Genomic DNA, 26,051 nt, shown 5'->3' with positions numbered 1-26,051 from the left:
GCCAGCGGCAGGCCGGCAGCGGCCGGGCCGGCGGCCGGTGGTGGGCGGGCGCCGGCGGAGGTGATGGCCCAGTCCGGGGCCGCGACCGGGGCGGCCCCCGTGATCGCCCGCGCCCACCACGGCAGCGTCTCGCGGGAGGAGCGCCGGCAGATCGAGGAGGCGCTCAAGGCCGGCCGGTTGCCCGCCGTGGTGGCCACCTCCAGCCTGGAGCTCGGCATCGACATGGGCGCGGTCGACCTGGTGGTGCAGATCGAGGCCCCGCCCAGCGTGGCCGCCGGGCTGCAACGGGTCGGCCGGGCCGGGCACCAGGTCGGCGCGGTCTCCCGGGGGGTGGTCTTCCCCAAGCACCGGGGCGACCTGCTCTCCTGCACCGTGGTCGCGGAACGGATGGCCGCCGGCGCCATCGAGGAGCTGCACCCGCCGCGCAACCCGCTCGACGTGCTCGCCCAGCAGATCGTGGCGATGGTGGCCCTCGACCCGTGGTCGGTCGGTGACCTGGCCGCCCTGGTCCGCCGGGCGGCGTCCTACGCCGACCTGCCCGACTCGGCGCTGCACGCCGTCCTCGACATGCTCTCCGGGCGGTACCCGTCGACCGCCTTCGCCGAGCTGCGGCCCCGGCTGGTCTGGGACCGGGTCACCGACACGCTGACCGGCCGGCCGGGTGCCCAGCGGCTCGCGGTGACCAGCGGCGGCACCATCCCCGACCGGGGGCTGTTCGGGGTCTTCCTGGCCGGGGCGGAACGCGCGGCCCGGGTCGGCGAGCTGGACGAGGAGATGGTCTACGAGTCCCGGGTCGGCGACGTCTTCCTGCTCGGCTCCTCCTCCTGGCGGATCGAGGAGATCACCCCGGACCGGGTGCTCGTCTCGCCGGCCCCCGGCCAGGCCGCCCGGATGCCGTTCTGGAAGGGCGACAACGCCGGCCGGCCGGTGGAGCTGGGCCGGGCCATCGGGGCCCGGGTCCGGGCCCTGCTGCGGCAGGACGACGCCACGGCGGTGGCTGCGCTGCGCGCCGGCGGGCTGAACGACTGGGCCGCCGGCAACCTGCTGGCGTACCTGCGGGAACAGCAGGCCGCCACCCGCTCCCTGCCGGACGACCGGACGGTCGTGGTGGAGCGGTTCCGCGACGAGCTGGGCGACTGGCGGCTGGCCGTGCACAGCCTGCTCGGCGCGCGGGTCAACGCGCCCTGGGCGCTGGCCATCGGCCGCCGGCTCGCCGAGCGGTACGGGGTGGACGCCCAGGTGCTCCCCTCCGACGACGGCATCGTCATCCGGCTGCCGGACACCGCCGACGAGCCGCCCGGCGCCGACGTGGTCGCCTTCGACCCCGACGAGATCGCCCAGCTCGTCGAGGAGTCCGTCGGCACCTCCGCGCTCTTCGCCGCCCGGTTCCGGGAGTGCGCCGCCCGGTCGCTGCTGCTGCCCCGCCGGGACCCGCGCCGCCGCCAGCCGCTCTGGCAGCAGCGGCAACGCGCCGCCCAACTGCTCGACGTCGCCCGGGAGTACGCCGACTTCCCGGTCACCCTGGAGGCCGCCCGGGAGTGTCTCCAGGACGTCTTCGACCAGCCCGCCCTCGCCCAGCTCATGCGGGACCTGGCCGGCCGCCGGGTGCGCCTGGTGGAGGTGTCCACCGAGCGGCCCTCACCGTTCGCCCGCTCGCTGCTGTTCGGGTACGTCGGGGTGTTCCTCTACGAGGGTGACGCCCCCCTCGCCGAACGGCGGGCCGCCGCCCTGGCGCTGGACTCGGCCCTGCTCGGCGAGCTGCTGGGCCGGGTCGACCTGCGGGAGCTGCTCGACCCGGCGGTGCTCGCCGAGAGCGATCGGCAGCTGCGCTGGCTGACCGACCAGCGCCGGCCGCGCGACGCCGAGGACGTGGTGGAGCTGCTCCGGGTGGTCGGTGACCTCTCCGACGCCGAGCTGGCCGAGCGCGGGGTGCCCGCCGCCTGGCCCGCCGAGCTGGCGGCGGCCCGCCGGGTACTGCGGATCCGGGTCGCCGGCCAGGACCGCTGGATCGTCGTCGAGGACGCCGCCCGGTTCCGCGACGCCCTCGGCGTGGCGCTGCCGGTCGGGGTCGCCGAGGCGTACCTCGAACCGGTGCCCGACCCGCTCGGCGACCTGGTCGCCCGGTACGCCCGCACGCACGGGCCGTTCGCCGCCGCCACCTGTGCCGCCCGGTTCGGGCTCGGGGTCTTCGTGGTGGAGCAGGCGCTGCGCCGGCTGGCCGCCACCGGGCGGGTGGTCTCCGGCGAGTTCACCCCCGACGGCGTGGGCACCCAGTGGTGCGACGCGGAGGTGCTGCGGCTGCTGCGGCGACGCTCCCTGGCCGCGCTGCGCCGGGAGATCGAGCCGGTGCCGCCGGCCGTGCTGGCCAGCTTCCTGCCCCGCTGGCAGCAGGTGGGCGCCGCGGCGCGCGGGGTGGAGGCGCTGGCGGCGGCGGTGGAGCAGGTGCAGGGGGTGGCGGTGCCCGCCTCCGCCCTGGAACGGCTGGTCCTGCCGGCCCGGGTCGCCGACTACTCCCCCGGCCAGCTCGACGAGCTGTGCGCCAGCGGGGAGGTGGTCTGGGCCGGTGCCGGGGCGATCAGCGGTGGGGACGGCTGGGTCACCCTGGCGTACGCCGACGCCGCGCCGCTGCTGCTCCCCCCACCGGACGAGGCGCTGGCCCGGACTCCGCTGCACGACGCGGTGCTCGACGCCCTCGCCGACGGGCAGGCGCTGTTCTTCCGCACACTGGCCGACCGGGTCGCCGCCAGCGGCAGGGCAGGCCTGGTCGGTGACACCGACAGGGCGGCCAAAGCCGGTGACACCGACAGGGCGGCCAGGGTCGGTGACACCGACAGGGCGGCTATGGCCGGGGCCGCCAGCGGGGCGGCCATGGCCGGGGTCACCGACGACGCGGCGCTGGTCGCCGCCCTGTGGGACCTGGTCTGGGCCGGGTACCTCACCAACGACACCCTGGCCCCGCTGCGGGCCCGACTCGGCGGCGGGGGCGCCCACCGGGCCCGCCCGACCGCCCCGCGCACCCGGTACCGGCGGCCCGGTCGGGTGGCGCTGCCCACCCGGGGCGGGCCGCCGACCGTGGCCGGGCGCTGGTCCCGGCTGCCGGAGCGGGACACCGATCCGACCCGGCGGGCCGCCGCCCTGGCCGACCTGCTGCTGGACCGGCACGGCATCGTCACCCGGGGCGCGGTCGTGGCCGAGCAGGTGCCCGGCGGGTTCGCGGCGGTGTACCCGGTGCTGTCCGCCCTGGAGGAGCGCGGCGCGGCCCGGCGCGGGTACTTCGTGGAGGGGCTGGGCGCGGCCCAGTTCGCCGTACCGGGGGCGGTGGACCGGATCCGCGCGGTGGCCGAGACCCTCGACGGCCGGGCGCGCGGCGGCCCCGCCCTGGTCCTGGCGGCGACCGACCCGGCCAACCCGTACGGCGCGGCGCTGCCCTGGCCGGACCGGGTCCTCGACTCCGGCGACGACGCCGCCCCGGCCACCGGCCACCGCGCCGGCCGCAAGGCGGGGGCCTTGGTGGTGCTGGTCGGCGGCGATTTGGCGCTCTACGTCGAGCGGGGTGGCCGGACCCTGCTCTCCTTCACCGACGACCCGGAGGCGCTGGCGGCGGCGGGCAAGGCGCTGGCCGACGCGGTGCACGCCGGGGCGCTGGGGGCGCTGTCGGTGGAACGGGCCGACGGGGGGTCGGTGCGCTCCTCGCCGCTGCGCGACGCGCTCACGGCCGCCGGGTTCCGGGCCACCCCCCGCGGGCTACGGCTGCGCGGCTGACCCCCGGTCCGGCCGGGCCTCCCCTCGGCCGGTCGCCTCGGGCCGCCGCCCCGGTGACCCGGGCCACCCGGCGCGGTGCACCCGGCGGGCCGGCCGGGACGCGGATCAGCGCAGGAAGTCGGATCAGCGCAGGGGATCGGGTCAGCGCAGTCCGGCCAGGACGCGCTCGTACTTCGGCCGGTCGGCGGCCGGGGTCCGCGCCTCCAGGTAGTTCAGCACCACGCTGCCCCGCCGGTACGAGGCCCCGCTCCAGACGTCGGCCATGTCCCCGGCGCTCGTCTCGTCCGGGAAGACGTACACCGTCACCGCGTCGGTGGCGATCAGCTCGGAGCAGCCCAGCCCGTCCCCGTCCGGTCCACAGTCGACGGAACGGTCCCGGGGGTTGGGCACCCGCAGCCCGGCCGCCCGGAACGCCGCGACGACCTCCCGCGCGCCCGGCGCCGCGCTGGGCCGGGGCGGAAGCTGCACCGGGGGCAGGGTGCTCGGGCGGCGTTCCGTCGACCTCTCGGGCTCCGGCGGCGCGGCCGGCGGTGCAGCCGGCGCGGTGGTCGGCGCGGTGCCGGTGGGCGCGGGTACCGGGACACCGCCGGACGGGACGCCGGTGGCCGGTGGCGCGGTGGGAGCCGGGGCGGTACCGACCGGTGGCCCGGAGGGGGCCGGAGCGGACGGGGCGGGCGGCGTCGGGCCGGCCTCGGGGCGGCCCCGGGAGTCCGCGCAGGCGACGGTCGCGGCGAGCAACGCGACGAGCGCCGCGACGGCGGGGACGGTCCGAATGCGACGGGTCACCCCGGCAGTCTGCCCCCGCCGGGGCGGGCCCGGCACCGGCCGGTCGGCCAGCGCGGGTGTCGCACAACCGTCACCGCGTCCGGTCCACGCCGGACCTCCCGGCGACGCGGATTCCGGGCGGCTAGCCTACCGGCATGGCGGAGCCCTGCTGGATCTCGTTGACCACCGACTACGGCCTCGCGGACGGTTTCGTGGCCGCGTGCCACGGGATGATCGCCCGGTACGCCCCGCAGGCGCGGGTGATCGACGTGACCCATCTGGTCCCGCCGGCCGACGTCCGCCGGGGCGCGGCGGTGCTCGCCCAGACCGTGCCGTACCTGCCGTGGGGGGTGCACGTGGCGGTGGTCGATCCCGGCGTCGGCGGGACCCGGCGCGGCGTCGGGCTGGCCACCCCCGGTGGATTGCTGGTCGGCCCGGACAACGGCCTGCTGGTCGAGGCGGCCGAGGCGCTGGGCGGGATCCGGGCGGCGGTCGAGCTGACCGCCCCGGACTGGCTGGCCCCCGAGGTGTCCCGCACCTTCCACGGGCGTGACGTCTTCGCCCCGGTGGCGGCCCGGCTGGCCACCGGGTCCGCGCTGGCCGGGGCCGGCCCGGCGGTCGACCCGGAGAGCCTGGTCCGGCTGCCCACCCCGACGGTACGGGTGGTCGACGGCGCGCTGACCGCCGAGGTGTCCACCGTGGACCACTTCGGCAACGTGCAACTGGCCGCCCCGGCGGCGCTGCTCGACCCGCTCCCCGACCAGCTCACCGTCGCCGGTCACCCGGCGGTACGCGGCCGTACCTTCGGCGACGCGGCCCCGGGTGCCCTGGTGGTCCACGTGGACTCGGCCGGTCGGGTCGCGGTCGCGGTGAACGGTGGACGGGCGGTGGACCTGCTGACGGTCCGCCCCGGCGATCTGCTGACGGTCGCCGGACGAGCGCGCTGAGCGGGCGGACGGACCGGCGGCAAGACCGGAAAACGACAGCACCGAGTGGCGGAATCGGTACGCTCCCGTGCTCCTGTCCGGTTCGGCGGTGTGGAATGCTGCCCCGGTGGGTGATCAATGGGTTCCGGCGGTCTGTCCCTGTTGCGCCTGTCTGACCGGCGGTGGCACCTGCCCGGTCTGCTTCTGGACCGACGACGGCCAGGCGGACGCCGACGCGGACGTGGTGCGGGGCGGCCCCAACGGTGACCTGAGCCTGTCGCACGCGCGCCTCAACTACGCCGTCTACGGCGCCAGCCACCCCCGGTACCAGGACATGGTCCGCCCGCCACGCCCGGAGGAACGCCCCTGACCCGACCCGGCGGGGCAGGATGGTGGGGTGCCCGAGGGTGACACCGTCTGGAACACCGCCCGCGTCCTGCACCGGGCGCTGGCCGGGGCCCGGCTGACCGGCAGCGACTTCCGAGTGCCCGGCCTGGCCACCGTCGACCTGGCCGGGTGGACCGTGCGCGAGTCGGCCAGCCGGGGCAAGCACCTGCTGCTGCGGCTGGCCGGGCCCGACGGCGGGTCCCGCCGTACCCTGCACTCGCACCTGCGGATGGAGGGCACCTGGCGGGCGTACGCCCCGGGGGAGCGCTGGACGGCCCGCCCGGCGCACCTGATCCGGGTGGTGCTGCGCAGCCCGGCGGCGGTGGCGGTCGGGTACCACCTGCACGAGGTGGCCCTGGTCCCGACCGACGCCGAGGCGACCCTCGTCGGCCACCTCGGCCCGGACCTGCTCGGCGCGGACTGGGACCCGGCCGAGGCGGTCCGCCGGCTGGCCGCCCGGCCGGAGGTCACCATCGGCGAGGCACTGCTGGACCAGCGGAACCTGGCCGGGGTGGGCAACCTCTACAAGTGCGAGGTGCTGTTCCTGCGCGGCCTCTCCCCGTGGACGCCGGTCGGCGCGGTACCGGACCTCGCCGGCACGGTCACCCTGGCCCAGCGCCTGCTCGCCGCGAACCGGGGCCGGTGGACCCAGAGCACCACGGGCTCCCTGCACCGGGGCCAGACCAGCTACGTGTACGGCCGGCGCGCCCAGCCCTGCCGCCGCTGCGGCACCGCCATCGACAAGCGGGACCTCGACGACCGCGTCACCTACTGGTGCCCCACCTGCCAACCCACCCCCTAACCGCCCACCCCTGCCCCTCCCCCTCGCCCCACCCCACCTCGCCCCACCCCGCGATCGTGCACGTCGCGCCCGCGTGACGCGGCATCTGCGGCATATGCCCGGGCCGGAACTGCACGATCGCGGGGGTGGGAGAGGGGGCGCGGGGCGGGGTGGGGAGGAAATTCGGACGAATGGGTGGTTCCTCCCGATCATCGATTGGTCGCATCCTGTTGTCGAACGACTACCTCTCGCCAGCAGTCCACCGCGCCGGGCCGGCCGCTCGCAGGCGGTCCGGCCGCGGGTGCCGCGACCCGGGAGCGCCATGGCCATGTTCCGCAGAATCCGGTCCACCTGGCTCCACCGCACCGTCCGGGGCGGTCCGGCACCCCATCCGGTGCCGACCGCACGGACCGCCGAGACGGTTGCCGCCGCCCCGGCCAGCAGCCTCGACCCGGCCGCCGTACCCCGGCTCTTCGGTCCGGTGCCGAACTTCGCCACCAGTCCCCGGCCGGCCCTGACGCCGACCGGCCGGCCGGTACCGGGGACCGGCATCCGCAAGTTCGTCGACGCGCTGCCGCTGCCCGGCCCGGACGGCCGCAACGCGCTCGGCGGTCACCTGCCGGTGGCGGTGCCCGACACCATCAGCTACCCGGGCTGCGACTACTACGAGATCGGGGTGCAGGAGTACCGGCAGCGGCTGCACCGGGACCTGCCCACCACCCGGCTGCGCGGGTACCGGCAGCTCAACCTGGGCACCGACCCGACCGGCCACAACACGGTCAGCCCACCGGACCGGCCGTACCTGCACGGGCCGCTGATCGCCGCCCGGCGCGGCCGGCCGGTACGGATCAAGTTCATCAACCAGTTGCCCACCGGGCGGGCCGGCGAGCTGTTCCTCCCGGTGGACCCGTCCGTCGACGGGGCGGGGGTCGGCCCGCTGGACGGCCCCGCGCCGTACCCGCAGAACCGGGCGGTACCGCACCTGCACGGCGCGCAGACCGGCTGGATCAGCGCCGGCAATCCGCTGCACTGGATCACGCCGGCCGGGGAGATCACCCCGTACCCGACCGGGGTGGGGTTGACCCCCGTGCCGGACATGCCGCCGCCGGGCGCGGGGGCGACCACCCTGTACTTCCCGAACGAGCAGAGCGGCCGGCTGATGTGGCTGCACGACAACACCCTGGGCCTGTCCCGGCTCACCGTGTACGCCGGGCAACTCGCGCCGTACCTGCTCACCGACCCGGCCGAGGAGGCGCTGGTCGCCGACGGGGTGCTCCCCGCCGAGCAGCTACCGCTGGTCGTCCAGGACAAGACCTTCGTACCGGACGACGCCCAACTCGCCGCCGAGGATCCGACCTGGGACCGGGACCGGTGGGGGTCCCGGGGCGACCTCTGGCACCCGCACGTCTACCAGCCCCGGCAGAACCCGGAGCACCCCTGCGGGCGCAACCCGACCGGCCGGTGGGACTACGGTCCCTGGTCCCGCAGCGCCGAGCAGGCCACCTCCACCGGCACCGCCACCGCACCCGCCACGGGCGCCGCCGCACCTTCCACCGGCACCGCCGCCGCCTCGACCGGCGTCGTCGACACCGGCGCACCCTCCACCGGCACCGCCGCCGCTGGTCCTGAGGCCGGCACCGCCGAGGCCGGGCGCGGCACGGGCGGCGGACCGGCGCCGGTGGCGAATCCGCACCACGACCCGGTCGACGCGCCCGACGAGCCGCCGCTGACGCCGGGGGTGCCGCACCCATCGGCGGTGCCCGAGGCGTACGGCGACACCCCGGTGATCAACGGCTGTGCCTACCCGTACCTGGTGGTGCGGCCGGCGGCGTACCGGTTGCGGATCCTCAACGCCTGCGCGGACCGCAGCCTGAACCTCCAGCTCTACCGGGCCGCCTCGGACGGGCCGATGTGGCGGCCCGACGGGAGCCTCGCCGACGCCGACGCCGGTGAGGTGCCGATGGTGGACGCGGTCCGGGCCCCCGGCCGGCCGTCCTTCTGGCCGACGGACGGGCGCGACGGTGGCGTGCCCGATCCGCGCGCCGCCGGGCCGGACCTGATCCAGATCGGTAACGAGGGTGGGCTGCTGCCCACCCCGGTCGTGCTGCCCGCCCGGCCGGTCGGGTACCGGTACGACCGGCAGGACCCGACGGTGCTCAACGTGGACGGTCACGCCCTGCTGCTCGCCCCCGGGGAGCGCGCCGACGTGGTGGTGGACTTCTCCGGCGTCGCGCCGGGCGGCACGCTGATCCTCTACAACGACTGCCCGGCCCCGCTGCCCTGCCACGACCCCCGGTACGACCACCACACCGGCGGGCCGGACCGCTCCGAGGTCGGCGGGCCACCGCCGACCCTGCCCGGGTACGGGCCGAACACCCGTACCCTGCTCCAGTTCCGGGTGCAGGGGGAGCCGGACCGGCCGTACGACCTGGCCCGGTTGACCGCCCGGCTGCCCGGCGCGTACGCGGCCAGCCAGCGCCCGCCGATCGTGCCCCAGCCGGCGTACGACCGGGCGTTCGACACCCGTACCGCCCGGGAGACCCGGGTACCGGTGCACGCCACCACGGTCAGCTTCACCCCGGCCGGCGGGGCCGAGCCGGTCACCCTGCCGCTGGCCGTCAAGGGCGTGCAGCCGGTCTTCGAGGCCCGGCACGGCCGGCTCACCGGGCGGCTCGCCGTCGGGCACCCGCAGGCCGGGCCGCTGACCCCGGTGATCCTGCCGCTGGGCCCCGCCGACCCGGCCACCGAGGTCCTCTTCGCCAGCGACCCGGCGACCCCGGTCGGCGCGCCCGGCGACGGCACCCAGTTCTGGCGGATCGTGGGCACCGGCCGGGTGACCCAGCCGCTGCACCTCGGCGGCTGTGACGTGCAGGTCGTCAACCGGGTCGGCTGGGACGGCACGGTCCGCCCGCCGCACGGCGGGGAGCTGGGCTGGAAGGAGACCGTCCGGGTCAACCCCCGGGAGGACGTGATCGTGGCGGTCCGGCCGGTCGCCCCGCCGCTGCCGTTCAAGCTCGGCGACAGCGTCCGGCTGCTCGACCCGTCGCGCCCGGCCGGGGCGCGTACCGACGGCACCCACCTCAGTCCGGTCGACGGCCGACCGGCGCTGGTGGTCAACCAGGTGGTCAACCTGGGCTGGGAGTACCGCTGGCACAGCCAGCTCGGCGGGTACCGGGACCAGGGCGCCAGCCGACCGCTGGTGCTGCGGGTCTCGCCCCGGGCGCCCTCGGGGCTCACCGCCACCCCGGTCCCGGGTACCGCGACCGTGCTGCCGGCGATCGCGCTGGCCTGGACCGGCAACGGCAGCCACCCGGCGGCCACCAGCCACCAGTTGCAGCGGGCCACCGACCCCTCCTTCACCGAGGGGGTCACCGCGCTGACCGTGGCCGCGACCGCGACCCGGTACACCGACGCCACGGTCACCCCCGGGGTCACCTACCACTACCGCATCCGGGCGGAGAACGCGGCGAGCTGTTCGGGCTGGTCGAACAGCGTCCCGGCGGCGGTCCGGATGGCCGCGCCGACCGGGCTGGTCACGGCGGTCCCCACCGCCGCACCGCTGCGGGTCACCCTGCGCTGGGCCAACCGGTCGTTCGCCACCGGCGTCGACGTGCAGCGGGCCACCAACCCCACCTTCACCAGCGGCCCCGGCACCACCGCGATCGGGGTCGGGGAGAACCACCTGGACCAGGCCGTCGCCCCGGACACCACGTACTACTACCGGGTCCGCACCACGTACCTCGGGGCCGCCTCACCCTGGTCGACGGTGTCGACGGTCTCCACGCCCCCGGCGCCCGGCGTGCCGCACACCGTCGCCGGCACCGCCAGCGCGCCCGCGCCGGACACCGCCACGGTGATCCTGACCTGGGCCTGCGCCACGCCCAGCGGGCCCGGCTCCGGGTTCGTCGTGCAGCGGGCCACCGACGCCCGGTTCACCCGGGAACTCGCCACCTTCACCGTCACCGGGCGCGGCTTCACCAACAGCGGCCTGACCCGGGGGGTGACCTACTTCTACCGGGTCCGGTCGTACAACGTCGTGGGCAGTTCCGCGTTCACCGGCCCGGTGCCGGTCAGCACCCCGCCCTGAGCCGGCCGGAGCCGGTCCGGCAGAAACCGCCGCCCTGAGCCGGCCCGCCGGAGCAGTTTGCGCCGGAGCCGGCCCGCCCGCTCCCGACGTCGAGGACGCGGGGCGGGCGGGCCGGCGCGGGTCAGTTGGTGGTCGGCGTGCGCAGCGGCCCCGACGTGCTGCGCAGCTCGGCCAGGGCCGAGGCCACCCCGTGCAGCAGGTCGGTGGCCTCGACCAGGCGGGAGGCGGCGACGTGCTCGCCGCTGGGCCGGGAGTCCTCGGCGAGGTACCCGGCCGCCGCGACGACGAGCTGCTCGTAGGCGGCCACGCCGCTGTCGAGCTGCTCGATCAGGGCCGCGTGGGCGTCGGCCAGCGGCGACCGGGGCTCACGGGGAGCCAGCCGCAGCGCCCGCTCCACGCTCGCCACCCGGCCGGCCAGCTCACGCAACGACCGGTCGGCCTCGGCCGCCTGGAGCACGGCCGGCGCGGCCAGCCCGGTCAGCCGGGCGGACATCCCGGCCAGGGCCAGCGCGGCCTGGTCCAGGCGGGCCCACAGGGGCGCGGCGGCGGTGCCGCGCAGGGCCATCCGGGACCGGACCCGGCGTACCTCGGCCACCACCCCGGGACCGACGGGCAGCCGTTCGACGGCGGCGACCAGCCGGGCCCGGGACCGGGCGGCGGCCTCCGCCGGGTCGATCTCCGGGGGCGCCGGCTGGGCGGCCAGCGCCCGCAGGTCGATCCAGCGCCAGACGGCCAGCGCCAGCGCGCCCCCGGCGGCGCCGGCCCAGGCCGCGTCGGCCAGCCCGATCCCGGCGTACGGGGTGAGCACGGCGGCGGCGCCGCCGAGCCCGCCGGCGGTGACGCTCCACCGCCGGGCCGAACGCCGGAGCCGGCTCAGCTTCCGGAAGTACCGTGCTCGCTCGTCGCTCACCCTGCCTCCTCGCCCCGTGGTCAGCTCGCGGCGCTGCTGTCCCCGGTGTTCCGGTCCCGCGCCATGTTGGCCCGCAGCTCGTCGAGGCGGGCGACGGCGGCCGGGTCACCGGTCGGGGCGGCCTGCTGGCCGGCCTGCTCCGGCCGGTTGCTGAGCTGCTCGCCGGCGAGGCTGGACCGGATCTGCTCCAGCCGCGCCGAGCCCGCCATGTCGATGGTCGACTTCTGGATCTCCATCATCCGACCCTCGACGGAGTTCCCGGCCAGCTCGGCCCGGCCCATCGCGGTCGCGTAGCGCTGCTCGATGCGGTCACGCACCTCGTCCAGCGAGGGGGTGTTGGCCGGGGCGGCCAGCGAGGACATCGACTCCAGCGAGGCGGCCACCGTCTCCTGCATCTTGGCCTGCTCGAGCTGGCTGAGCAGCTTGCTGCGCTCGGCCAGCTTCTGCTGGAGGATCATCGAGTTGTTCTCCACGGCGCGGCGGGCCTGGGCGGCGGCGGCCAGCGCCTGGTCGTGCAGGGTCTTCAGGTCCTCGGCGGACTGCTCGGCCGAGACCAGCTGGCTGGCCAGGGTCTGCGCGGTCTGCTCGTACTGGCCGGCCTGGGTCTCGTCGCCCTTGGCGCGGGCCTGGTCGGCCAGAACCAGCGCCTGCCGGGCGTTGGCCTGCAACCGCTCGACGTCCGACATCTGCCGGGACAGCTTCATCTCGAGCTGGCGCTGGTTGCCGATGACCGCCGCGGCCTGCTGGACGAGCGCCTGGTGCTGACGCTGGGCCTCTTCGATGGCCTGCTGGATCTGCACCTTGGGATCCGCGTGTTCGTCGATCTTGGCCCCGAAGAGTGCCATCAGGTACTTCCAACCCTTGACGAACGGGTTAGCCATCTTCGCCGTGTCCCCTCAGTAGCATCGCTCCGCCTCCGCCGTACCGGCGGAGCCGGAGCGGCGGCAGCGCGGCCCTGCCTCACATCGTCCCAGGCGCGCGCCACCCGGTCACGGGTACGCCAGGGACGCCGGCCAGGCCAGCGCTTGTCGGCAACCCTACGCGGCGCAAACAACCGCGGCTACGCCCTGGGTCAGGCGGCGCAGACCACGTCCCGGTCGCCCCCACGGACCCGGCTGCTGCGCAGGGTCGCCTTCAACGGCGACTCCTGCCGCACGGCCACCGAGACGGTGCCGTCGGTGGTGACCTGGCGCACGCCCCGGTTGGTGGCCTTGCGCACCGCCGACGCGGCCATCGCGGGCTGCTCGTCGGGGGTCGCCGGCCCGTCCTGGACCGGCACCAGCACCCCGGGCAGCTGCTCGGCGAGGGCGACGGTGTCGCTCACCTCGCGCAGCAGCTCGGAGAGGCGGGCACCGAGCGCGTCGCAGATGGCGGCCAGCAGCTCGCTGGAGGGCTCCTTCTGCCCGCGCTCGATCTCGGAGAGGTAGCCGAGGCTGACGTTGGCGGCCGAGGAGACCTCACGCAGGGTGCGGTGCTGCCCCTGCCGGCGCGCCCGTAGCGCATCCCCGATCACACGGCGTAGCAGGACCATCGCACCTCCCCCTGAGGGACACCCGCCCGATGGACGACACATGTCGACACGGCGTCACCGCACCGACACCGACAGACCGCCGGGCCTTCCCGCAACCGTACCCGGTTGCCACGCCCGCTGACATCCTCCCCCGGACGTCGATCCCGCGAGCCGGGCCGGCGCAGGGGTCACCGGGCGGCCGTGGCGAGCGCGTCGATCCGCTCCGTGAGCAGGCGCAGCGCCTCGATCACCGCCGCCGCGCGGATGTGTTCCCGGCCACCGTCGAGACCGAGTTTCCGGACCGTCGGACCGCCCGGCCCGGCCACCGCGACGTACACCAGGCCGACCGGCTTGCCGTCCTGCGGCTCCGGGCCGGCGACCCCGGTGGTCGCCACCGCCCAGTCCGCGCCGCACCGCTGCCGGCCACCCTCGGCCAGCGCGACCGCGACGTCCGGATCGACCGGCCCCCGCGCGGCCAGCAGCTCCGCCGGCACCCCGGCGAGCTGCGCCTTCAGCTCGGTGTCGTACACCACCAGGCCGCCCCGGTAGACGGCGCTGACCCCGGCGATCTCGACGATCCCGGTGGCGAGCAGCCCGCCGGTGAGCGACTCGACCGTGGCCAGCGTCTCGTGCCGCTGGGCGAGCCGGTGCACCGCGCCGGCGGCCGGGCTGCCGACCGGTCGGTGTCCGTGGGCGTCGGTGTCCATGGCTCTCACCCTTCCCTCACCGGCGGCGGCTAACCGCCCGCCGGACGGCGCAGCCGCACCGCCCGGGCGATGTAGTCGAAACCGGTCACCACGGTGACCAGGACCGCCGCCGCCATGATCCACCCGCCGACGGCGGCGAGCCCCGCCGGCATCGGCCAGAGGTACCAGACGATCGCCGCGGTCTGCAGGGCCGTCTTGAGCTTGCCGCCCCGGCTGGCCGCGATCACGCCGTGCCGGATCACCCAGAAGCGCAGCGCGGTGATGCCCAGCTCACGGGCGAGGATCACCCCGGTCACCCACCACGGCAGGTCGCCGTACCAGGAGAGCAGCAGCAGGGCCGCGCCGGTCAGCGCCTTGTCGGCGATCGGGTCGGCGACCTTCCCGACGGAGGTGATCAGCGCGAACCGGCGCGCGATCCAGCCGTCCACGAAGTCGGTGAGGGAGGCGAAGACGAAGGTCAGGCAGGCCACGATCTGCCAGCCCGGTCGGCTCATCTCGGAGACGACCACCAGCACCATGAAGACCGGTACCAGCGCCAGCCGCAGGGCGGTCAGCGCGTTGGCGAGGTTGAACACCGGTACGGGGGCGACCACCGGGGTGGACTCCGTCGCCCCGGTCACCGTGGCCTCCCGCCGCGCCGGTTCCGGTACCGCACCACGCCACTCCCCCGCCTCGTCCGAGCGCGCCGTCACCGGGCTGCGCCGGGCGCCGCCGAGATCATCTCATCCGGTACGGCCACCAGGTCCACCCCTTCGGTGCCGGTGACCGTGGCCCGGACCAGGTCGCCCGGGCGCAGCGCGGCCAGGTCGACGCCACCACCGGGCGGGGCGACCAGGGTGGTGGAGCCGTCCACCTCGGGTGCCTGGTGCGCCGCCCGCCCCTCGACGACCCCGTCGGCCACGCTGTCGACGAGCACGTCGACGCGGCTGCCGAGGCGCTCCTCGGCGCGCTGCGAGCAGAGTTCGTCGGCCAGTGCGGCGATCTTGTCGTAGCGGCGCTTGACGGTGGCGGCGGAGACCTTGCCGGTGAGTCCGGCGGCCTCGGTGCCGTCCTCGTCGCTGTAGTCGAAGACGCCGATGGCGTCGAGCCGCGCCTCGGTCAGGAAGCGGACCAGCTCGGTGACGTCGGCCTTGGTCTCGCCGGGGAAGCCGACGATGAAGTTGCTCCGCGCCCCGGCCTCGGGGGCCAGGGAGCGGGCGGTGGCGAGCAGCTCCAGGAACCGGTCGGTGGAGCCGAACCGGCGCATCCGACGCAGCACGGGCTCGCTGGAGTGCTGGAACGACAGGTCGAAGTAGGGGGCCACCCCGGGGGTGGTGGCGATCGCCTCGACCAGGCCCGGCCGGGTCTCGGCGGGCTGGAGGTAGCTCACCCGGACCCGGACGACGCCGTCGACGGCGGCGAGCTGCGGCAGCAGCTTCTCCAGCGCCCGGGGGTCGCCCAGGTCCTTGCCGTACGACGTCGAGTTCTCGCTGACCAGGACCAGCTCCCGGACGCCGGTCTTGGCCAGCCACTCCGCCTCGGCGAGCAGCTCGTCCGGGGTCCGGGAGACGAAGGCTCCCCGGAACGCCGGGATGGCGCAGAACGCGCACCGGCGGTCGCAGCCGCTGGCCAGCTTCAGCGAGGCCACCGGCCCGGTGTCCAGCCGGCGGCGCAGCACCTGGCGCAGGTGCGCGGGGGTGCGCTCGTCGGCCTCGACGGGGTCGGTCGTGGCCGCTGCGGTCGCGGGGGCTCCGGTCGCGGCTGCCGGGGTGGGCCGGGCCGGGCTGCCGTGGCCGGGCAGCACGACCGCGGCGTCGCGCCGGGCCACCGGGGTCAGCGGCAGCAGCTCCCGCCGGTCGCGCGGGGTGTGCGCGTCGAGCGCCTCCCCGGCGACCACCGCGTCGAGCCGGGCGGCGATGTCCGGGTAGTCGTCGAAGCTGAGCACCGCCTGCGCCTCGGGGAGGCTGTCGGCCAGCTCCCGGCCGTACCGCTCGGCCATGCAGCCGGCGGCCACCACCTTGGCGCCGGTGTCGGCGGCGGCCAGCAGGGTCTGGATCGAGTCCTGCTTCGCCTTCTCCACGAAGCCGCAGGTGTTGACGACCACCACGTCGGCGCCCTCGCCGTCGGTGGTGACCTGCCAGCCGTCGGCATGCAGCCGGGCGGCCAGCTCCTCCGAGTCGACCTCGTTGCGGGCACAGCCCAGGGTCAGCAGGGCGACGCGGCGGCCCTGGGCGGCGGAGGGGGAGGTGGTGTCAGACACCATCCGAGGGTACCGGGCGCGCCGACGCCCCCCACCAATGGCGGGGGCCGGTGGGCGGCGGCCGGGCGGTCAGGCCGGGGCGACCCCGACCCGGACCATCCGGTCGAGCAGGAAGACCTCGGTGCCGGCGAGACCGGTGGAGCAGAAGACCGAGACCTGGTCCGCGCCGGTCCGGCCGGGGACCGCCCCGGCCAGCACCGCGCCCAGGTCACGCAGCCGACCGGCGTACGGCGGGAGGGCGGCGAGCATCGGCGGCAGGTACGCGCCCGCCTGGGCCGGTGAGTCGGTGACCAGCACCTCGGCCGCGTCCAGCAGGTCGGTGCCGAACTCGTGCCGGTCGAGCTGCTTGAAGCCGACCACGTTGAGGTGGGTGCCGGGGGCGAGGTCGGCGGCGGCGAGCACCGGCGTGACGCTGGTGGTGGCGACCAGCACCACGTCCCGGTCCCGGACCGCGGCCGACGCCGAGTCCACCGGCCGGGCCGGTACGCCCAGCTCGGCGTGGACCCGCGCGGCGAAGGCCGTCCGGTGGGCCGGGTTCGGGCTGTGGACGGTCACCTCGCGCAGGTCGCGGACGGCGGCGGTGGCCCAGAGCTGGGTCCACGCCTGCCGCCCGGAGCCGAGCACGCCCACGGTGGCCGCGTCGGGGCGGGCCAGCGCGTCGACGGCGACCCCGCCCAGCCCACCGGTACGCCGTGAGCCCAGCTCCTCGCCGACCGCGACCGCCCGGACCGCCCCGGTCCGGGCGTCGTGCAGCACGACGAGCTGCTCCGTCCCCGGGTGCCCGAACGTGTCGTACGACCGGTAGCCGTACCACTCGCCGACGAGCTGCCCGGCGGTGAGCACCAGCCGACCGCCGGCCAGCGGGGCGGCGGCGCGGGGCGGGGCGACCAGGTGCCCGGCGTGGGCCGCCAGCAGGGCGTCCCGCATCGCCGCGACGGTCGTCGCCGCGTCCAGCGTGGCGGCGACCTCGGCGTCGGAGATGAGCAGAGTCATGCCGACATCCTTCAACCTGAAGTTGACTTCAGGTCAAGATTCCGGTGGTTCATCTCACCACCGTCGCGAGGGCGGCCTCCGGGGCCGGTCCGGCGGTCACCGGCGGTGCTAGGGTCGGCCCCGGAGGCCCGGCTCGCCGAGGCCACTCCGGACGAGTCGTGGGCGTACCCGGTCATGCAAGACGCCCCGCGCGACACCGCACCACCGCGCGAGCACCGACGCCGCGTGGTGGCGCACCCGCCGCGCGTGCGGCGCGGCGACCGACTCGTCCCGACCCCGGTGGTCGGGCCCGTTCCCGCAGGGGTGACGTCATGGCCTGGATCGTATTGGTGATCTCCGGACTGTTGGAAACCGCCTGGGCGATCGCCCTGGGCCGCAGCGCCGGGTTCACCCGGCTGGTGCCCTCGCTCGTCTTCCTCGTCACGGCCCCGCTCAGCATGGTCGGACTCGCGTACGCGCTGCGGGAGATCCCCGTCGGCACCGGGTACGCGGTCTGGGTCGGCATCGGCGCGGTCGGCACCGCGCTGGTCGGCATGGTGGCCCTGGGCGAGCCGGCCAACCTGCTCCGACTGCTCAGCCTGCTGCTGGTGGTGGCCGGGGTGATCGGGCTGAAACTGTTCCACTGAGCCGACCGAGGTCCTTCACGGAGCCGACCGAGGTGTCTCACGAGCCGACCGAGGTCGATGCGTAGCGGCCGGACACAGTGGGTAGACACAGGGGCGACCAGGAAGGCACGTCCCACCGGAGGCAACGATGGCCCAGATGCACAGCACCGCCCGCCCGCGCAGCAACGCCGCCCGGATCTGCACCATCCTCGGCTTCGTCTTCGCCGGTCTCGCGGTCCTGTTCTCCCCGCTCATCCTCGGCGTGATCGCCGTGGCGCTCGGCGTGGTCGGCGCGGTCCAGGGCGACAAGCCGCTGGGCTGGTACGCCGCGGCGGCCGGCGTCGCCGCCATCGTCCTCGGAACCCTGATCAACATGGTGGTCATGGGCGCCTGACCGCCCCCGCGCCGACGACACCGAGGGCCCGCCGGATACACCGGCGGGCCCTGGCGCTGTCCGGGGCCGGTGCCGGAACCGGGCGGCCGGCTGGTGCCGGTCGCCGGGGGCCGACCTACTCCCCGTCGCCCCGCAGCCCGGCCAGGACCTCCTCCAACTCGTCCGGCTTGACCAGCACGTCGCGCGCCTTGGAGCCCTCGGACGGGCCGACCACGCCCCGGGTCTCCATCAGGTCCATCAGCCGGCCCGCCTTGGCGAAGCCGACCCGCAGCTTGCGCTGGAGCATCGAGGTCGAGCCGAACTGCGAGGTGACCACCAGCTCGACCGCCTGCACCAGCAGGTCCAGGTCGTCGCCGATCTCCTCGTCGATCTTCTTCTTGCCGTCCTGCGCCGGGGCGAGCACGTCCGGGCGGAACTCCGGCTCGCGCTGGTCCTTGCAGAACTTCACCACGTCGGTGATCTCGCGTTCGGTGACCCAGGCGCCCTGGATCCGGATCGGCTTCGACGCGCCCATCGGCAGGAAGAGGCCGTCACCCCGGCCGAGCAGCTTCTCCGCGCCCGGCTGGTCGAGGATGACCCGGGAGTCCGCCAGCGACGAGGTGGCGAACGCCAGCCGGGACGGCACGTTCGCCTTGATCAGACCGGTCACCACGTCGACCGAGGGCCGCTGGGTGGCGAGCACCAGGTGGATGCCGGCGGCGCGGGCGAGCTGGGTGATCCGGACCACCGAGTCCTCCACGTCGCGGGGGGCGACCATCATCAGGTCGGCCAGCTCGTCCACGATCACCAGCAGGTACGGGTACGGCCGGATCTCCCGCTCGCTGCCCGGCGGGGCCTTGATCTCCCCGTTGCGGACCTTGCGGTTGAAGTCGTCGATGTGGCGTACCCCGTTGGCGGCGAGGTCGTCGTAGCGCATGTCCATCTCGCGGACGACCCACTCCAGCGAGTCGGCCGCCTTCTTGGCGTTGGTCACGATCGGGGTGACCAGGTGCGGGATGCCCTCGTACCCGGTCATCTCGACCCGCTTCGGGTCGATCAGCAGCAGCCGCACCTCGTCCGGGGTGGCCCGGGTCAGGATCGACACCAGCAGCGAGTTCAGGCAGGACGACTTGCCGGCCCCGGTCGCGCCGGCGATCAGGATGTGCGGCATCTTGGCGAGGTTCGCCACCACGTAGCCGCCCTCGATGTCCTTGCCGAGGGCGACCACCATCGGGTGGTGGTCGCTGGTCGCGGCTCGGGAGCGCAGCACGTCACCGAGGGCGACGTTCTCCGGGTCGGTGTTGGGGATCTCCACCCCGACCGCGCTCTTGCCCGGGATCGGGCTGAGGATCCGCACGTCCGGCGACTTCACCGCGTACGCGATGTTGCGGGAGAGCTGGGTGATCCGCTCCACCTTGACCCCGTGCCCCAGCTCCACCTCGTACCGGGTGACGGTCGGGCCCCGGGTGAAGCCGGTGACGTCGGCGTCCACTCCGAACTGCTCGAAGACCCCGCGCAGCGCGGTGATCACCTCGTCGTTGGCCTTGCTGCGGGTCTTCGGCGCCGTCCCGGTGGCGAGGATGTTCGCCGGCGGCAGCGTGTAGTCGCCGGCCAGGCCGGTGAGGGCGAGCTGCTCGGCCCGGGTCGGGGCCGGCGAGTGCTCCGGGGGCTCGACCGGCTTGCGGCTGGCCGGCACCTTCGCCGGGGGCTTGCGCGGCAGCACGATGGTCTGCTGGAGGTCGACGTCGCCGTCGGCGGAGTCGAAGTCGTCCGGGTCGGGCACCGGCGCGGGCGCGGCGCGCCTGGCCGGGCGGCGGCGGGCCGGCTTGGCGGGCGGCTCCTCGGCCTCCTCCTCGGCGGCGTCGGCGGGCGGCTGACCCGTCACCGCGCCGGCGAGCAGCCCGAGCCGCTCGGGGATCTTGTTGATCGGGGTCGCGGTGACCACCAGCAGGCCGAAGACCAGCAGCAGGAGCAGCAGCGGCACCGCCACCCAGGCGGTGACCGCCCGCTCCAGCAGGTCGCCGATGCCCGCGCCGACCAGCCCGCCCGCGTAGTCGCGCTGGGTCTGGTCCACCGGGTTCTGTCCGATGTGCAGCAGCGCCGCGAACGCCACCAGCATCGAGCCCCAGCCGATCAGGCCGCGCCCCCGGTGCTCCGGGTCGGCCGGCTCGCGCATCAGCCGCCAGGCACCGATGGAGAGCAGCACCGGGACCACGATGGAGATCGCGCCGAGGAAGAGCCGGACGGTGTCGGCCAGCCGCGCGCCCACCGGGCCGGCGCCGGAGAACCAGATCGCCACCGCGCTGAGCAGGGCCAGCCCGAAGACCAGCAGGCCGGCCCCGTCGCGCCGGTGCTCCGGGTCGAGGTCCCGCGCGGAGGCGGCCTGCCGCCCGGCGGCCCGGACCGCCCAGCCCACCCCGTGCGCCACCCCCATCCAGGTCGCGCCGATGGCGCGGCCGGCGAGCTGCGCCGGGCCCGGACGCGCGGCGGCCTTGCGCCGGACCGGCGCCTTGGCCGCCTTCTTCGCCGGTTGGCGGGCACGGTTGTTCGTGGTACCGCTGTTCGTGGTACCGCGCGGCGACGCGCCGCGCCGCCGGCTCGCCTGAGAGGGACGGCCCGCCATAGGGTCACCGTAACGGCGCGGGCCGGTGGACCGCCGCTTTTCCGGGTCGTGTCCGCGCGTCGCAACCCGGACCACGCCGTCGACCGTGATATTCGCCTCTCTCCAGGAAGGGCGGTCGGATGGTGTCGCCGGTCTTCTCCGACGATCCCCTCGCCGGGCACCCGTCGGCCTTGCGCCCGTTGACCGGCGACCTCGTCGCCGCCGTCCTGGCCCACCGGGGGTACCCCATCCACACCGGTCCCGGCGGCGACCCGTACGGCCGCTGGGACGACAGCCTGATCTGGTTCCTCCGCCTGGGCGCCGCCGGGGAGGTCCTCCAGGTCCGGACCGTGGCCGCGCCGACCTTCGACATCGAACGGGTGCCGGCGCTGCACGCGTTCTGCAACACGTGGAACCACGACCAGCTCTGGCCCAAGGCGTTCGTGCACGTCGACGACGGCGGCCGGGCCCGCGTCCACGGCGAGGTGGTCACCGACCTGGAACGGGGGGTGACCCCGCACCAGCTCGACCGGCTGCTCGACCGGGGCGTCTCGGCCGGTCGCCGGCTCGCCGCCGCCGTCGGCCACCTCCCCGGCGGGGTGCCGGCGTGACCGGGCCGGCGGCCCGGCGGGACCGGGCGACCGGCCGGGGCGACCAGCCCCTCGCCGAGGCGCTGGCCGACGCCCGGGACCTGCCGGACGGCCCCGAGCGGGCCGACGCGCTGGAGCGGGTGGCGCGGCGCGCGGAGGCGACCGGCGACCCCGGGTTCGCGCTGCGGGCCCGGTTCGAGCTGATCGAGACGTACCTGCACCGCGACGAGGGGTGGCGGCTGTTCGAGCCGGTCCGCCGCTGCCTCGACCTGCTCGACCGCACCGGGTCCGGGTCGCCGGCGACCGTCGACGCGCTGCGCCGGTACCAGCGGTACGCGGTCGAGGCGCTGCTCGGCACCCCCCGGGTGGCCCTGGACCAGGCCCGGTCCATGCTGGACGAACTGGCCGCCCGGTCACCCGGGGACGGCGGGCCGGTGGTCGCCGAGCTGCGCTGCCGCGTCGCCGACCAGCTCGGCGACGAGCCGGACGCCCGGCACTGGTACGCGCGGTGGCGGGACGCCGCCGGGACCGACCCCGCCGCGGGCTGCCCCGACTGCCTGCCGGTACGCCGGGCCGACCTGCTCGCCGGCTGGGGTGACCCGGCCGGCGCGGTGGCCGAACTGGAACCGGTCCTCGCGGCCGGGGCGAGCTGCGCCGACCAGCCGACGGGCGCGCTGGCCGTGGGGCTGCTGCCCTGGCTGCGGCTGGGCGCGACCCGGCGGGCCGCGGCGGCGCACGTGCGGGCGTACCGGCGGCACCGGCGGGGCCGGGCCGGGTTCGGGTACCTCGCCGCGCACCTGCGGTTCTGCGCGCTGAGCGGGAACCCGGCCCGAGGGCTGGAGATCCTCGCCGAGCAGGTGGCCCGGCTGGACCGGGCACCCGACGACCGCCGGGCGATGGAGGTCGCCGCCGCCGGGGCGCTGGTCTGCGCGGTGGCGGTCGAGGCGGGGCTGGGCGGGCGGACGATCCACCGCCCCGGGTACGGCAGCCGCCCGGCCGCCGACCTCGACGTCGGCACCCTCGGCGGGGACCTGCTGGCCACCGCCACCGCCCTGGCCGGCAGCTTCGACGCCCGCAACGGCACCGGCCACCAGTCCGGGCGGATCGCGGCCTGGCTGGCGGAACGCCCGGCGGGCCCGCCGGTGCCGCTGCCGCCCGACGACCCGGCGGAGCCGGCGGACACCGGGCCCGACACGGGGCAGCCGGACGGCCCGGACTTTCGGCCACCCGTCGACGAGGAGCCGGTGCCGCTGAGCCTGTCCCTGATCACCGGCGTGCTGGACGGGCGCGGGGACGGGTACGCCGTCGACGCCACCGGCACGGTGCTGGGCCAATGGGGTCCGGCGGTGATCCAGTTCAGCCGGGTCGGTGACCGGGGGGACGTCCTCCAGGCCCGGGTCGCCGCCGAACGCCGCCTGCCCGCGGAGCGCCGCGCCGAGGCGTACGCGTTCTGCAACGCCTGGAACCACGACCGGCTGCTGCCCCGGGCGTACGTGCACGACCTGGGCAACGGTGAGCTGGTGCTCGCTGGCGACGTCACCACCGACCTCGGGTACGGGGTGGCCCCGGTGCAGGTGGCCGTCCTGGTGGACGCCGCAGTCGCCACCGGCGTCGCGTACGCCGACGCGGTCGCCGCCCTCCCCTGACCGCCGCCGCCCGACGCGGTGTCCGTTGCGTCCGGCCGGGCGCGGCGGTCAGGGCGCGGCGGTCAGGAGAAGAAGCGGCCGAGGACGCCGCGCCGGGCCGGCTGCTGCGCGACGGTACCGGCGGTGACCAGGGTCAGCCCGTTGGCGGCGAGGATCTCGTTGACCGGCTGGAAGAAGGTCAGCCCGCCGGTCCGGCAGTCACCGGAGCCGCCGGACGTCACGCCCTGCGCCTGGTTGCCGGAGATCCACGAGCCGCCCGAGTCGCCCGGCTCGGCGCAGACGTCAGTCCGGGTCAGGCCGGTGACCGTCCCCTCCGGATAGTTCACTGTGGTGTTCTTCGCCTGGATCACCCCGCACCGGGCGCCGGTGGTGGAGCCGGACCGGCAGATCGACGCGCCGACCGGGGCCTCCCGGGAGCCGGTCACCGGCACCACGCCGCCGTTGAAGTCGTGCACCACCGGCTGCGGCGTCCAGTCGCTGTTGACCTGCACGAACGCCCAGTCGTCACCGGGGAAGGACGAGGCGCGGAAGACGCCCTGCGCGACCTGGTTCGCCCCCTGGGTACGGTCGCCGGGCCGGCCGCAGTGCCCGGCGGTGACGAACCCGCCGACCACCGAGAAGCCGACCGAGCAGCGCCCGGTGCCGTTGAGGTACGCGTCCCCGCCCCGCACGTCGAAGAGCAGCCGGGGCGCCTCGACGCCTGCGTCCACCCGGACCGCCTGCCGGGGTACCCCGCTGCGGTCGACGAACCGCCAGCCGGCCGCCTCCCGGCCCGGCTGGGCGAGCACCACCACCGAGTTGGTGGCGACGTCCACGTACCAGCCGGAGACCGCGTCGGGGGCGGCCGGGCCGGACCGGTCCAGGGTGGACTTGAGCCGGTCGAGCTGCGCCACGCCCCGGGAGACGAGCGTCGGCACCGCCCCGGCGGCCCGTACCCGCTCGGCCCCGGCCCGGTCGGCGACCGCGACGTTCAGCGTGCTGCCGTCCGCGCCGAGCCAACTGCCCCCGTACGCCGCGCCGAGGTCGGCGCGCAGCCGGGTGACCACGCCGGCCGCCCACCGTTCCCGGTCCAGCCGCCGGACCGCCTGCTCCCGGGTCAGCCCCAGGTCCCGCCGTAGCGCGTCGACCACCTCCGGCGTCACCGGTGCGGCCGCCGCCGTCGGCCCGTCCGCCGGGGCCGGGCTGTCCCCGGCGAAGGACGGCAGGGTGATCGCCGTCGCCGCTGTCACCGCCGCGACCACCACGCCGATGGCTGTCATCCGTCTGCGGTCCATCCGCCACGCTCCTCCCGGCCGGCGCGGGTACGCCAGCCGGACCGGAGTACGGCCACCGGCCGCCCACGGTTGAATCGACCGGCGACACGATGTCCCGTGTCGCCGAATTGAACCGTCGGCGGCCGGCGGGCCGTACTCCCGGGGAACGGGTCGGGTCAGACCTCGACGACGTTGGGGACGATCATCGGCCGCCGCCGGTACGCGTCGTTGACCCAGCGGCCCACCGTGCGCCGGACGATCTGCTGGAGCTGGTGCGGGTCGGTGATGCCGTCCGCCGCCGCCCGGTTCAGCGCCTCGGTGATCAGCGGCACCACCGGGTTGAACGCCTCCGGGTCCTCGGAGAAGCCCTTCGCCGAGACGGTCGGCCCGCCGACCACCTTGCCGGTGACCGAGTCGACCACCACGGTCGCGGCGATGAACCCGCCGTCACCGAGGATGCGCCGCTCGGTGAGCAGGGACTCGCTGACGTCACCCACGGCGAGACCGTCGACGTAGACGTACCGGCTCTTGACGTGCCCGACCAGGCTGGCACGCCCCTCGACCAGGTCGACCACGTCGCCGTCCTCGCAGAGCACCACCCGGTCCGGGGCGACCCCGGACTCGATGCCCAGGCGGGCGTGCGCGCGCAGGTGCCGCCACTCGCCGTGCACCGGCATCAGGTTGCTCGGCCGGACCACGTTGAGCAGGTACAGCAGCTCGCCGGCGGGGGCGTGGCCGGAGACGTGCACCTTCGCCACGTCCTTGTGCACCACCACCGCGCCGGCGCGGGCCAGCCGGTTGATGACCCGGTACACCGAGGTCTCGTTGCCGGGCACCAGGGAGGAGGCGAGCACGACCGTGTCACCGGGGGCGATGGTGATGTGCCGGTGGTCCCCGCTGGCCATCCGGCCCAGCGCGCTCATCGGCTCGCCCTGGCTGCCGGTGGACATCAGCACGATCTGCTCGGGCGGCAGCGCGGTGGCCTCCTCGATCCCGACGACCAGGCCGGCCGGGATGTTGAGCAGGCCGAGGTCACGGGCGATGCCCATGTTGCGGACCATCGACCGGCCGATCAGGGCGACCTTGCGGCCGTGCTCCAGCGCCGAGTCGAAGACCTGCTGCACCCGGTGCACGTGCGAGGCGAACGAGGCGACGATGATCCGCCCCTTGGCCTTCGCGAAGATCGAGTCCAGGACCGGGCCGATCTCCCGCTCGGGCGTGACGAAGCCGGGGATCTCCGCGTTCGTCGAGTCCGACAGCAGCAGGTCGACGCCCTCGGCGCCGAGCCGGGCGAAGCCGGCCAGGTCGGTGATCCGGCCGTCCAGCGGAAGCTGGTCCATCTTGAAGTCACCGGTGTGCAGCACCAGACCGGCCGGGGTCCGGATGGCCACCGCCAGGGCGTCCGGGATGGAGTGGTTGACCGCGAAGAACTCGCACTCGAAGGGCCCCAGCCGTTCCCGGCCCCCCTCCCGCACGGTCAGCGTGTACGGCTGGATCCGCCGCTCGGCGAGCTTCGCCTCGACCAGGGCCAGGGTGAACTGGGAGCCGACCAGCGGGATGTCCGGCTTGTGGGCGAGCAGGTACGGCACCGCGCCGATGTGGTCCTCGTGACCGTGGGTGAGCACGATGGCCTGCACGTCCGCCAGCCGGTCCAGGATCGGGCCGAAGTCGGGCAGGATCAGGTCGACGCCGGGCTGCTCCACGTCGGGGAAGAGCACCCCGCAGTCGACGATCAGCAGCTTGCCGTCGTACTCGAAGACGGTCATGTTGCGACCGATGGCGCCGAGCCCGCCGAGCGGGGTGATCCGCAGGCCGCCCTCCGGCAGCGGCGGGGGCAGTTCCGTCTCGATGTGCGCCTCGGTCACGCGTCCACCTCATTCTGCGGCGCCGTCACCGGACGCCCGTCTCGTCGTTC

At 75.8% G+C, this 26,051-nt stretch carries 19 protein-coding genes and 2 pseudogenes; 10 read left to right on the top strand and 11 right to left on the bottom strand.

The window, feature by feature from the left end; genetic code table 11:
- Positions 1-2,739: pseudogene (locus tag AWW66_RS14170) on the top strand (Lhr family ATP-dependent helicase); the annotation flags it as partial.
- Positions 2,740-2,874: 135 nt separating this feature from the next.
- A pseudogene (locus AWW66_RS36435) lies at positions 2,875-3,762 on the top strand (Lhr family helicase); the annotation flags it as partial.
- A 141-nt stretch (positions 3,763-3,903) separates the two neighbouring features.
- On the opposite strand, the gene AWW66_RS14165 reads toward AWW66_RS36435, so the two are convergent.
- Complete coding sequence (locus AWW66_RS14165) at positions 3,904-4,548, bottom strand: hypothetical protein (RefSeq protein ID WP_067365455.1); 645 nt, start codon at positions 4,546-4,548, stop codon at positions 3,904-3,906.
- Positions 4,549-4,682: 134 nt separating this feature from the next.
- On the opposite strand from AWW66_RS14165, the gene AWW66_RS14160 reads away from it, so the two are divergent.
- The 4 genes from AWW66_RS14160 (at position 4,683) to AWW66_RS14145 (ending at position 10,708) form a co-directional block, all read left to right on the top strand.
- Positions 4,683-5,474, top strand: coding sequence for an SAM hydrolase/SAM-dependent halogenase family protein (locus tag AWW66_RS14160; protein ID WP_067365452.1), 792 nt, complete (start codon positions 4,683-4,685; stop codon positions 5,472-5,474).
- Positions 5,475-5,580: 106 nt separating this feature from the next.
- A complete protein-coding gene (locus AWW66_RS14155; protein ID WP_067365448.1) occupies positions 5,581-5,823 on the top strand; it encodes a CPCC family cysteine-rich protein in 243 nt (80 codons plus the stop codon).
- A 27-nt stretch (positions 5,824-5,850) separates the two neighbouring features.
- Positions 5,851-6,642, top strand: a complete 792-nt coding sequence (locus tag AWW66_RS14150; RefSeq protein ID WP_067365445.1) for a DNA-formamidopyrimidine glycosylase family protein — start codon at positions 5,851-5,853, stop codon at positions 6,640-6,642.
- A gap of 301 nt (positions 6,643-6,943) precedes the next feature.
- Positions 6,944-10,708, top strand: a complete 3,765-nt coding sequence (locus tag AWW66_RS14145; protein ID WP_067365442.1) for a hypothetical protein — start codon at positions 6,944-6,946, stop codon at positions 10,706-10,708.
- A gap of 121 nt (positions 10,709-10,829) precedes the next feature.
- On the opposite strand, the gene pspM is transcribed toward AWW66_RS14145, so the two are convergent.
- The 7 genes from pspM to AWW66_RS14110 all read right to left on the bottom strand — a co-directional run bounded on the left by pspM (position 10,830) and on the right by AWW66_RS14110 (position 17,067).
- Positions 10,830-11,618, bottom strand: coding sequence for a phage shock envelope stress response protein PspM (gene pspM, locus AWW66_RS14140; RefSeq protein ID WP_067365441.1), 789 nt, complete (start codon positions 11,616-11,618; stop codon positions 10,830-10,832).
- 20 nt (positions 11,619-11,638) lie between these two features.
- Entirely contained in the window at positions 11,639-12,499 is an 861-nt protein-coding gene (locus AWW66_RS14135) for a PspA/IM30 family protein (protein ID WP_067365438.1), read from the bottom strand.
- Positions 12,500-12,690: 191 nt separating this feature from the next.
- Positions 12,691-13,149, bottom strand: a complete 459-nt coding sequence (locus tag AWW66_RS14130; protein ID WP_067365436.1) for a helix-turn-helix domain-containing protein — start codon at positions 13,147-13,149, stop codon at positions 12,691-12,693.
- Between the two features lie 167 nt (positions 13,150-13,316).
- Positions 13,317-13,835, bottom strand: a complete 519-nt coding sequence (locus AWW66_RS14125) for a CinA family protein (protein ID WP_067365433.1) — start codon at positions 13,833-13,835, stop codon at positions 13,317-13,319.
- Between the two features lie 29 nt (positions 13,836-13,864).
- The gene (pgsA, locus tag AWW66_RS14120; RefSeq protein WP_067365473.1) at positions 13,865-14,455 is read right to left on the bottom strand and encodes a CDP-diacylglycerol--glycerol-3-phosphate 3-phosphatidyltransferase; all 591 of its coding nucleotides are present in this window, start codon (positions 14,453-14,455) and stop codon (positions 13,865-13,867) included.
- A gap of 68 nt (positions 14,456-14,523) precedes the next feature.
- On the bottom strand, positions 14,524-16,077 hold the full coding sequence (gene rimO / locus AWW66_RS14115; RefSeq protein WP_067365430.1) for a 30S ribosomal protein S12 methylthiotransferase RimO: 1,554 nt from the start codon (positions 16,075-16,077) through the stop codon (positions 14,524-14,526).
- A 66-nt stretch (positions 16,078-16,143) separates the two neighbouring features.
- Positions 16,144-17,067 (bottom strand): ornithine cyclodeaminase family protein, encoded by a 924-nt coding sequence (locus AWW66_RS14110; protein ID WP_067365427.1) that lies wholly within the window; start codon positions 17,065-17,067, stop codon positions 16,144-16,146.
- 311 nt (positions 17,068-17,378) lie between these two features.
- Here AWW66_RS14110 and AWW66_RS14105 point away from each other — a divergent pair, with 311 nt between their 5' ends.
- Together AWW66_RS14105 and AWW66_RS14100 are read left to right on the top strand one after the other, a co-directional pair.
- On the top strand, positions 17,379-17,693 hold the full coding sequence (locus AWW66_RS14105) for a DMT family transporter (RefSeq protein ID WP_067365423.1): 315 nt from the start codon (positions 17,379-17,381) through the stop codon (positions 17,691-17,693).
- A gap of 127 nt (positions 17,694-17,820) precedes the next feature.
- Positions 17,821-18,066, top strand: coding sequence for a hypothetical protein (locus AWW66_RS14100; protein ID WP_067365420.1), 246 nt, complete (start codon positions 17,821-17,823; stop codon positions 18,064-18,066).
- 115 nt (positions 18,067-18,181) lie between these two features.
- Here AWW66_RS14100 and AWW66_RS14095 read toward each other — a convergent pair whose 3' ends face one another.
- The gene (locus tag AWW66_RS14095) at positions 18,182-20,668 is read right to left on the bottom strand and encodes an FtsK/SpoIIIE family DNA translocase (protein ID WP_067365418.1); all 2,487 of its coding nucleotides are present in this window, start codon (positions 20,666-20,668) and stop codon (positions 18,182-18,184) included.
- A 119-nt stretch (positions 20,669-20,787) separates the two neighbouring features.
- On the opposite strand from AWW66_RS14095, the gene AWW66_RS14090 reads away from it, so the two are divergent.
- Both AWW66_RS14090 and AWW66_RS14085 read left to right on the top strand, forming a co-directional pair.
- Positions 20,788-21,258 carry a type III secretion system chaperone family protein gene (locus tag AWW66_RS14090; protein WP_067365415.1) on the top strand — a complete coding sequence of 157 codons (471 nt, stop codon included), beginning with the start codon at positions 20,788-20,790 and terminating at the stop codon, positions 21,256-21,258.
- A complete protein-coding gene (locus tag AWW66_RS14085; RefSeq protein ID WP_067365412.1) occupies positions 21,255-22,883 on the top strand; it encodes a type III secretion system chaperone family protein in 1,629 nt (542 codons plus the stop codon). The genes AWW66_RS14090 and AWW66_RS14085 overlap by 4 nt, the downstream gene beginning before the upstream one ends.
- A 62-nt stretch (positions 22,884-22,945) precedes the next feature.
- On the opposite strand, the gene AWW66_RS14080 is transcribed toward AWW66_RS14085, so the two are convergent.
- Both AWW66_RS14080 and AWW66_RS14075 read right to left on the bottom strand, forming a co-directional pair.
- Positions 22,946-24,157, bottom strand: a complete 1,212-nt coding sequence (locus tag AWW66_RS14080; RefSeq protein ID WP_067365409.1) for a S1 family peptidase — start codon at positions 24,155-24,157, stop codon at positions 22,946-22,948.
- Between the two features lie 155 nt (positions 24,158-24,312).
- Positions 24,313-26,001, bottom strand: coding sequence for a ribonuclease J (locus AWW66_RS14075; protein ID WP_067365406.1), 1,689 nt, complete (start codon positions 25,999-26,001; stop codon positions 24,313-24,315).
- Positions 26,002-26,051: the final 50 nt, after the last annotated feature.

Origin of the sequence: Micromonospora rosaria, from assembly GCF_001567585.1 — a bacterium.
Lineage (GTDB): Bacteria > Actinomycetota > Actinomycetes > Mycobacteriales > Micromonosporaceae > Micromonospora > Micromonospora rosaria.
The sequence above is the reverse complement of the archived record's forward strand: the minus strand, read 5'-3'. Positions and strand labels throughout refer to the sequence as shown.

Bases quoted from the DNA above. Each gene is read 5' to 3' on its own strand.
- AWW66_RS14160 (WP_067365452.1), top strand. From the start codon at position 4,683: ATGGCGGAGCCCTGCTGGATCTCGTTGACCACCGACTACGGCCTCGCG.
- AWW66_RS14145 (WP_067365442.1), top strand. From the start codon at position 6,944: ATGGCCATGTTCCGCAGAATCCGGTCCACCTGGCTCCACCGCACCGTC.
- AWW66_RS14135 (WP_067365438.1), bottom strand. From the start codon at position 12,499: ATGGCTAACCCGTTCGTCAAGGGTTGGAAGTACCTGATGGCACTCTTC.
- AWW66_RS14130 (WP_067365436.1), bottom strand. From the start codon at position 13,149: ATGGTCCTGCTACGCCGTGTGATCGGGGATGCGCTACGGGCGCGCCGG.
- AWW66_RS14125 (WP_067365433.1), bottom strand. From the start codon at position 13,835: ATGGACACCGACGCCCACGGACACCGACCGGTCGGCAGCCCGGCCGCC.
- rimO (WP_067365430.1), bottom strand. From the start codon at position 16,077: ATGGTGTCTGACACCACCTCCCCCTCCGCCGCCCAGGGCCGCCGCGTC.
- AWW66_RS14110 (WP_067365427.1), bottom strand. From the start codon at position 17,067: ATGACTCTGCTCATCTCCGACGCCGAGGTCGCCGCCACGCTGGACGCG.
- AWW66_RS14105 (WP_067365423.1), top strand. From the start codon at position 17,379: ATGGCCTGGATCGTATTGGTGATCTCCGGACTGTTGGAAACCGCCTGG.
- AWW66_RS14100 (WP_067365420.1), top strand. From the start codon at position 17,821: ATGGCCCAGATGCACAGCACCGCCCGCCCGCGCAGCAACGCCGCCCGG.
- AWW66_RS14095 (WP_067365418.1), bottom strand. From the start codon at position 20,668: ATGGCGGGCCGTCCCTCTCAGGCGAGCCGGCGGCGCGGCGCGTCGCCG.
- AWW66_RS14090 (WP_067365415.1), top strand. From the start codon at position 20,788: ATGGTGTCGCCGGTCTTCTCCGACGATCCCCTCGCCGGGCACCCGTCG.
- AWW66_RS14080 (WP_067365409.1), bottom strand. From the start codon at position 24,157: ATGGACCGCAGACGGATGACAGCCATCGGCGTGGTGGTCGCGGCGGTG.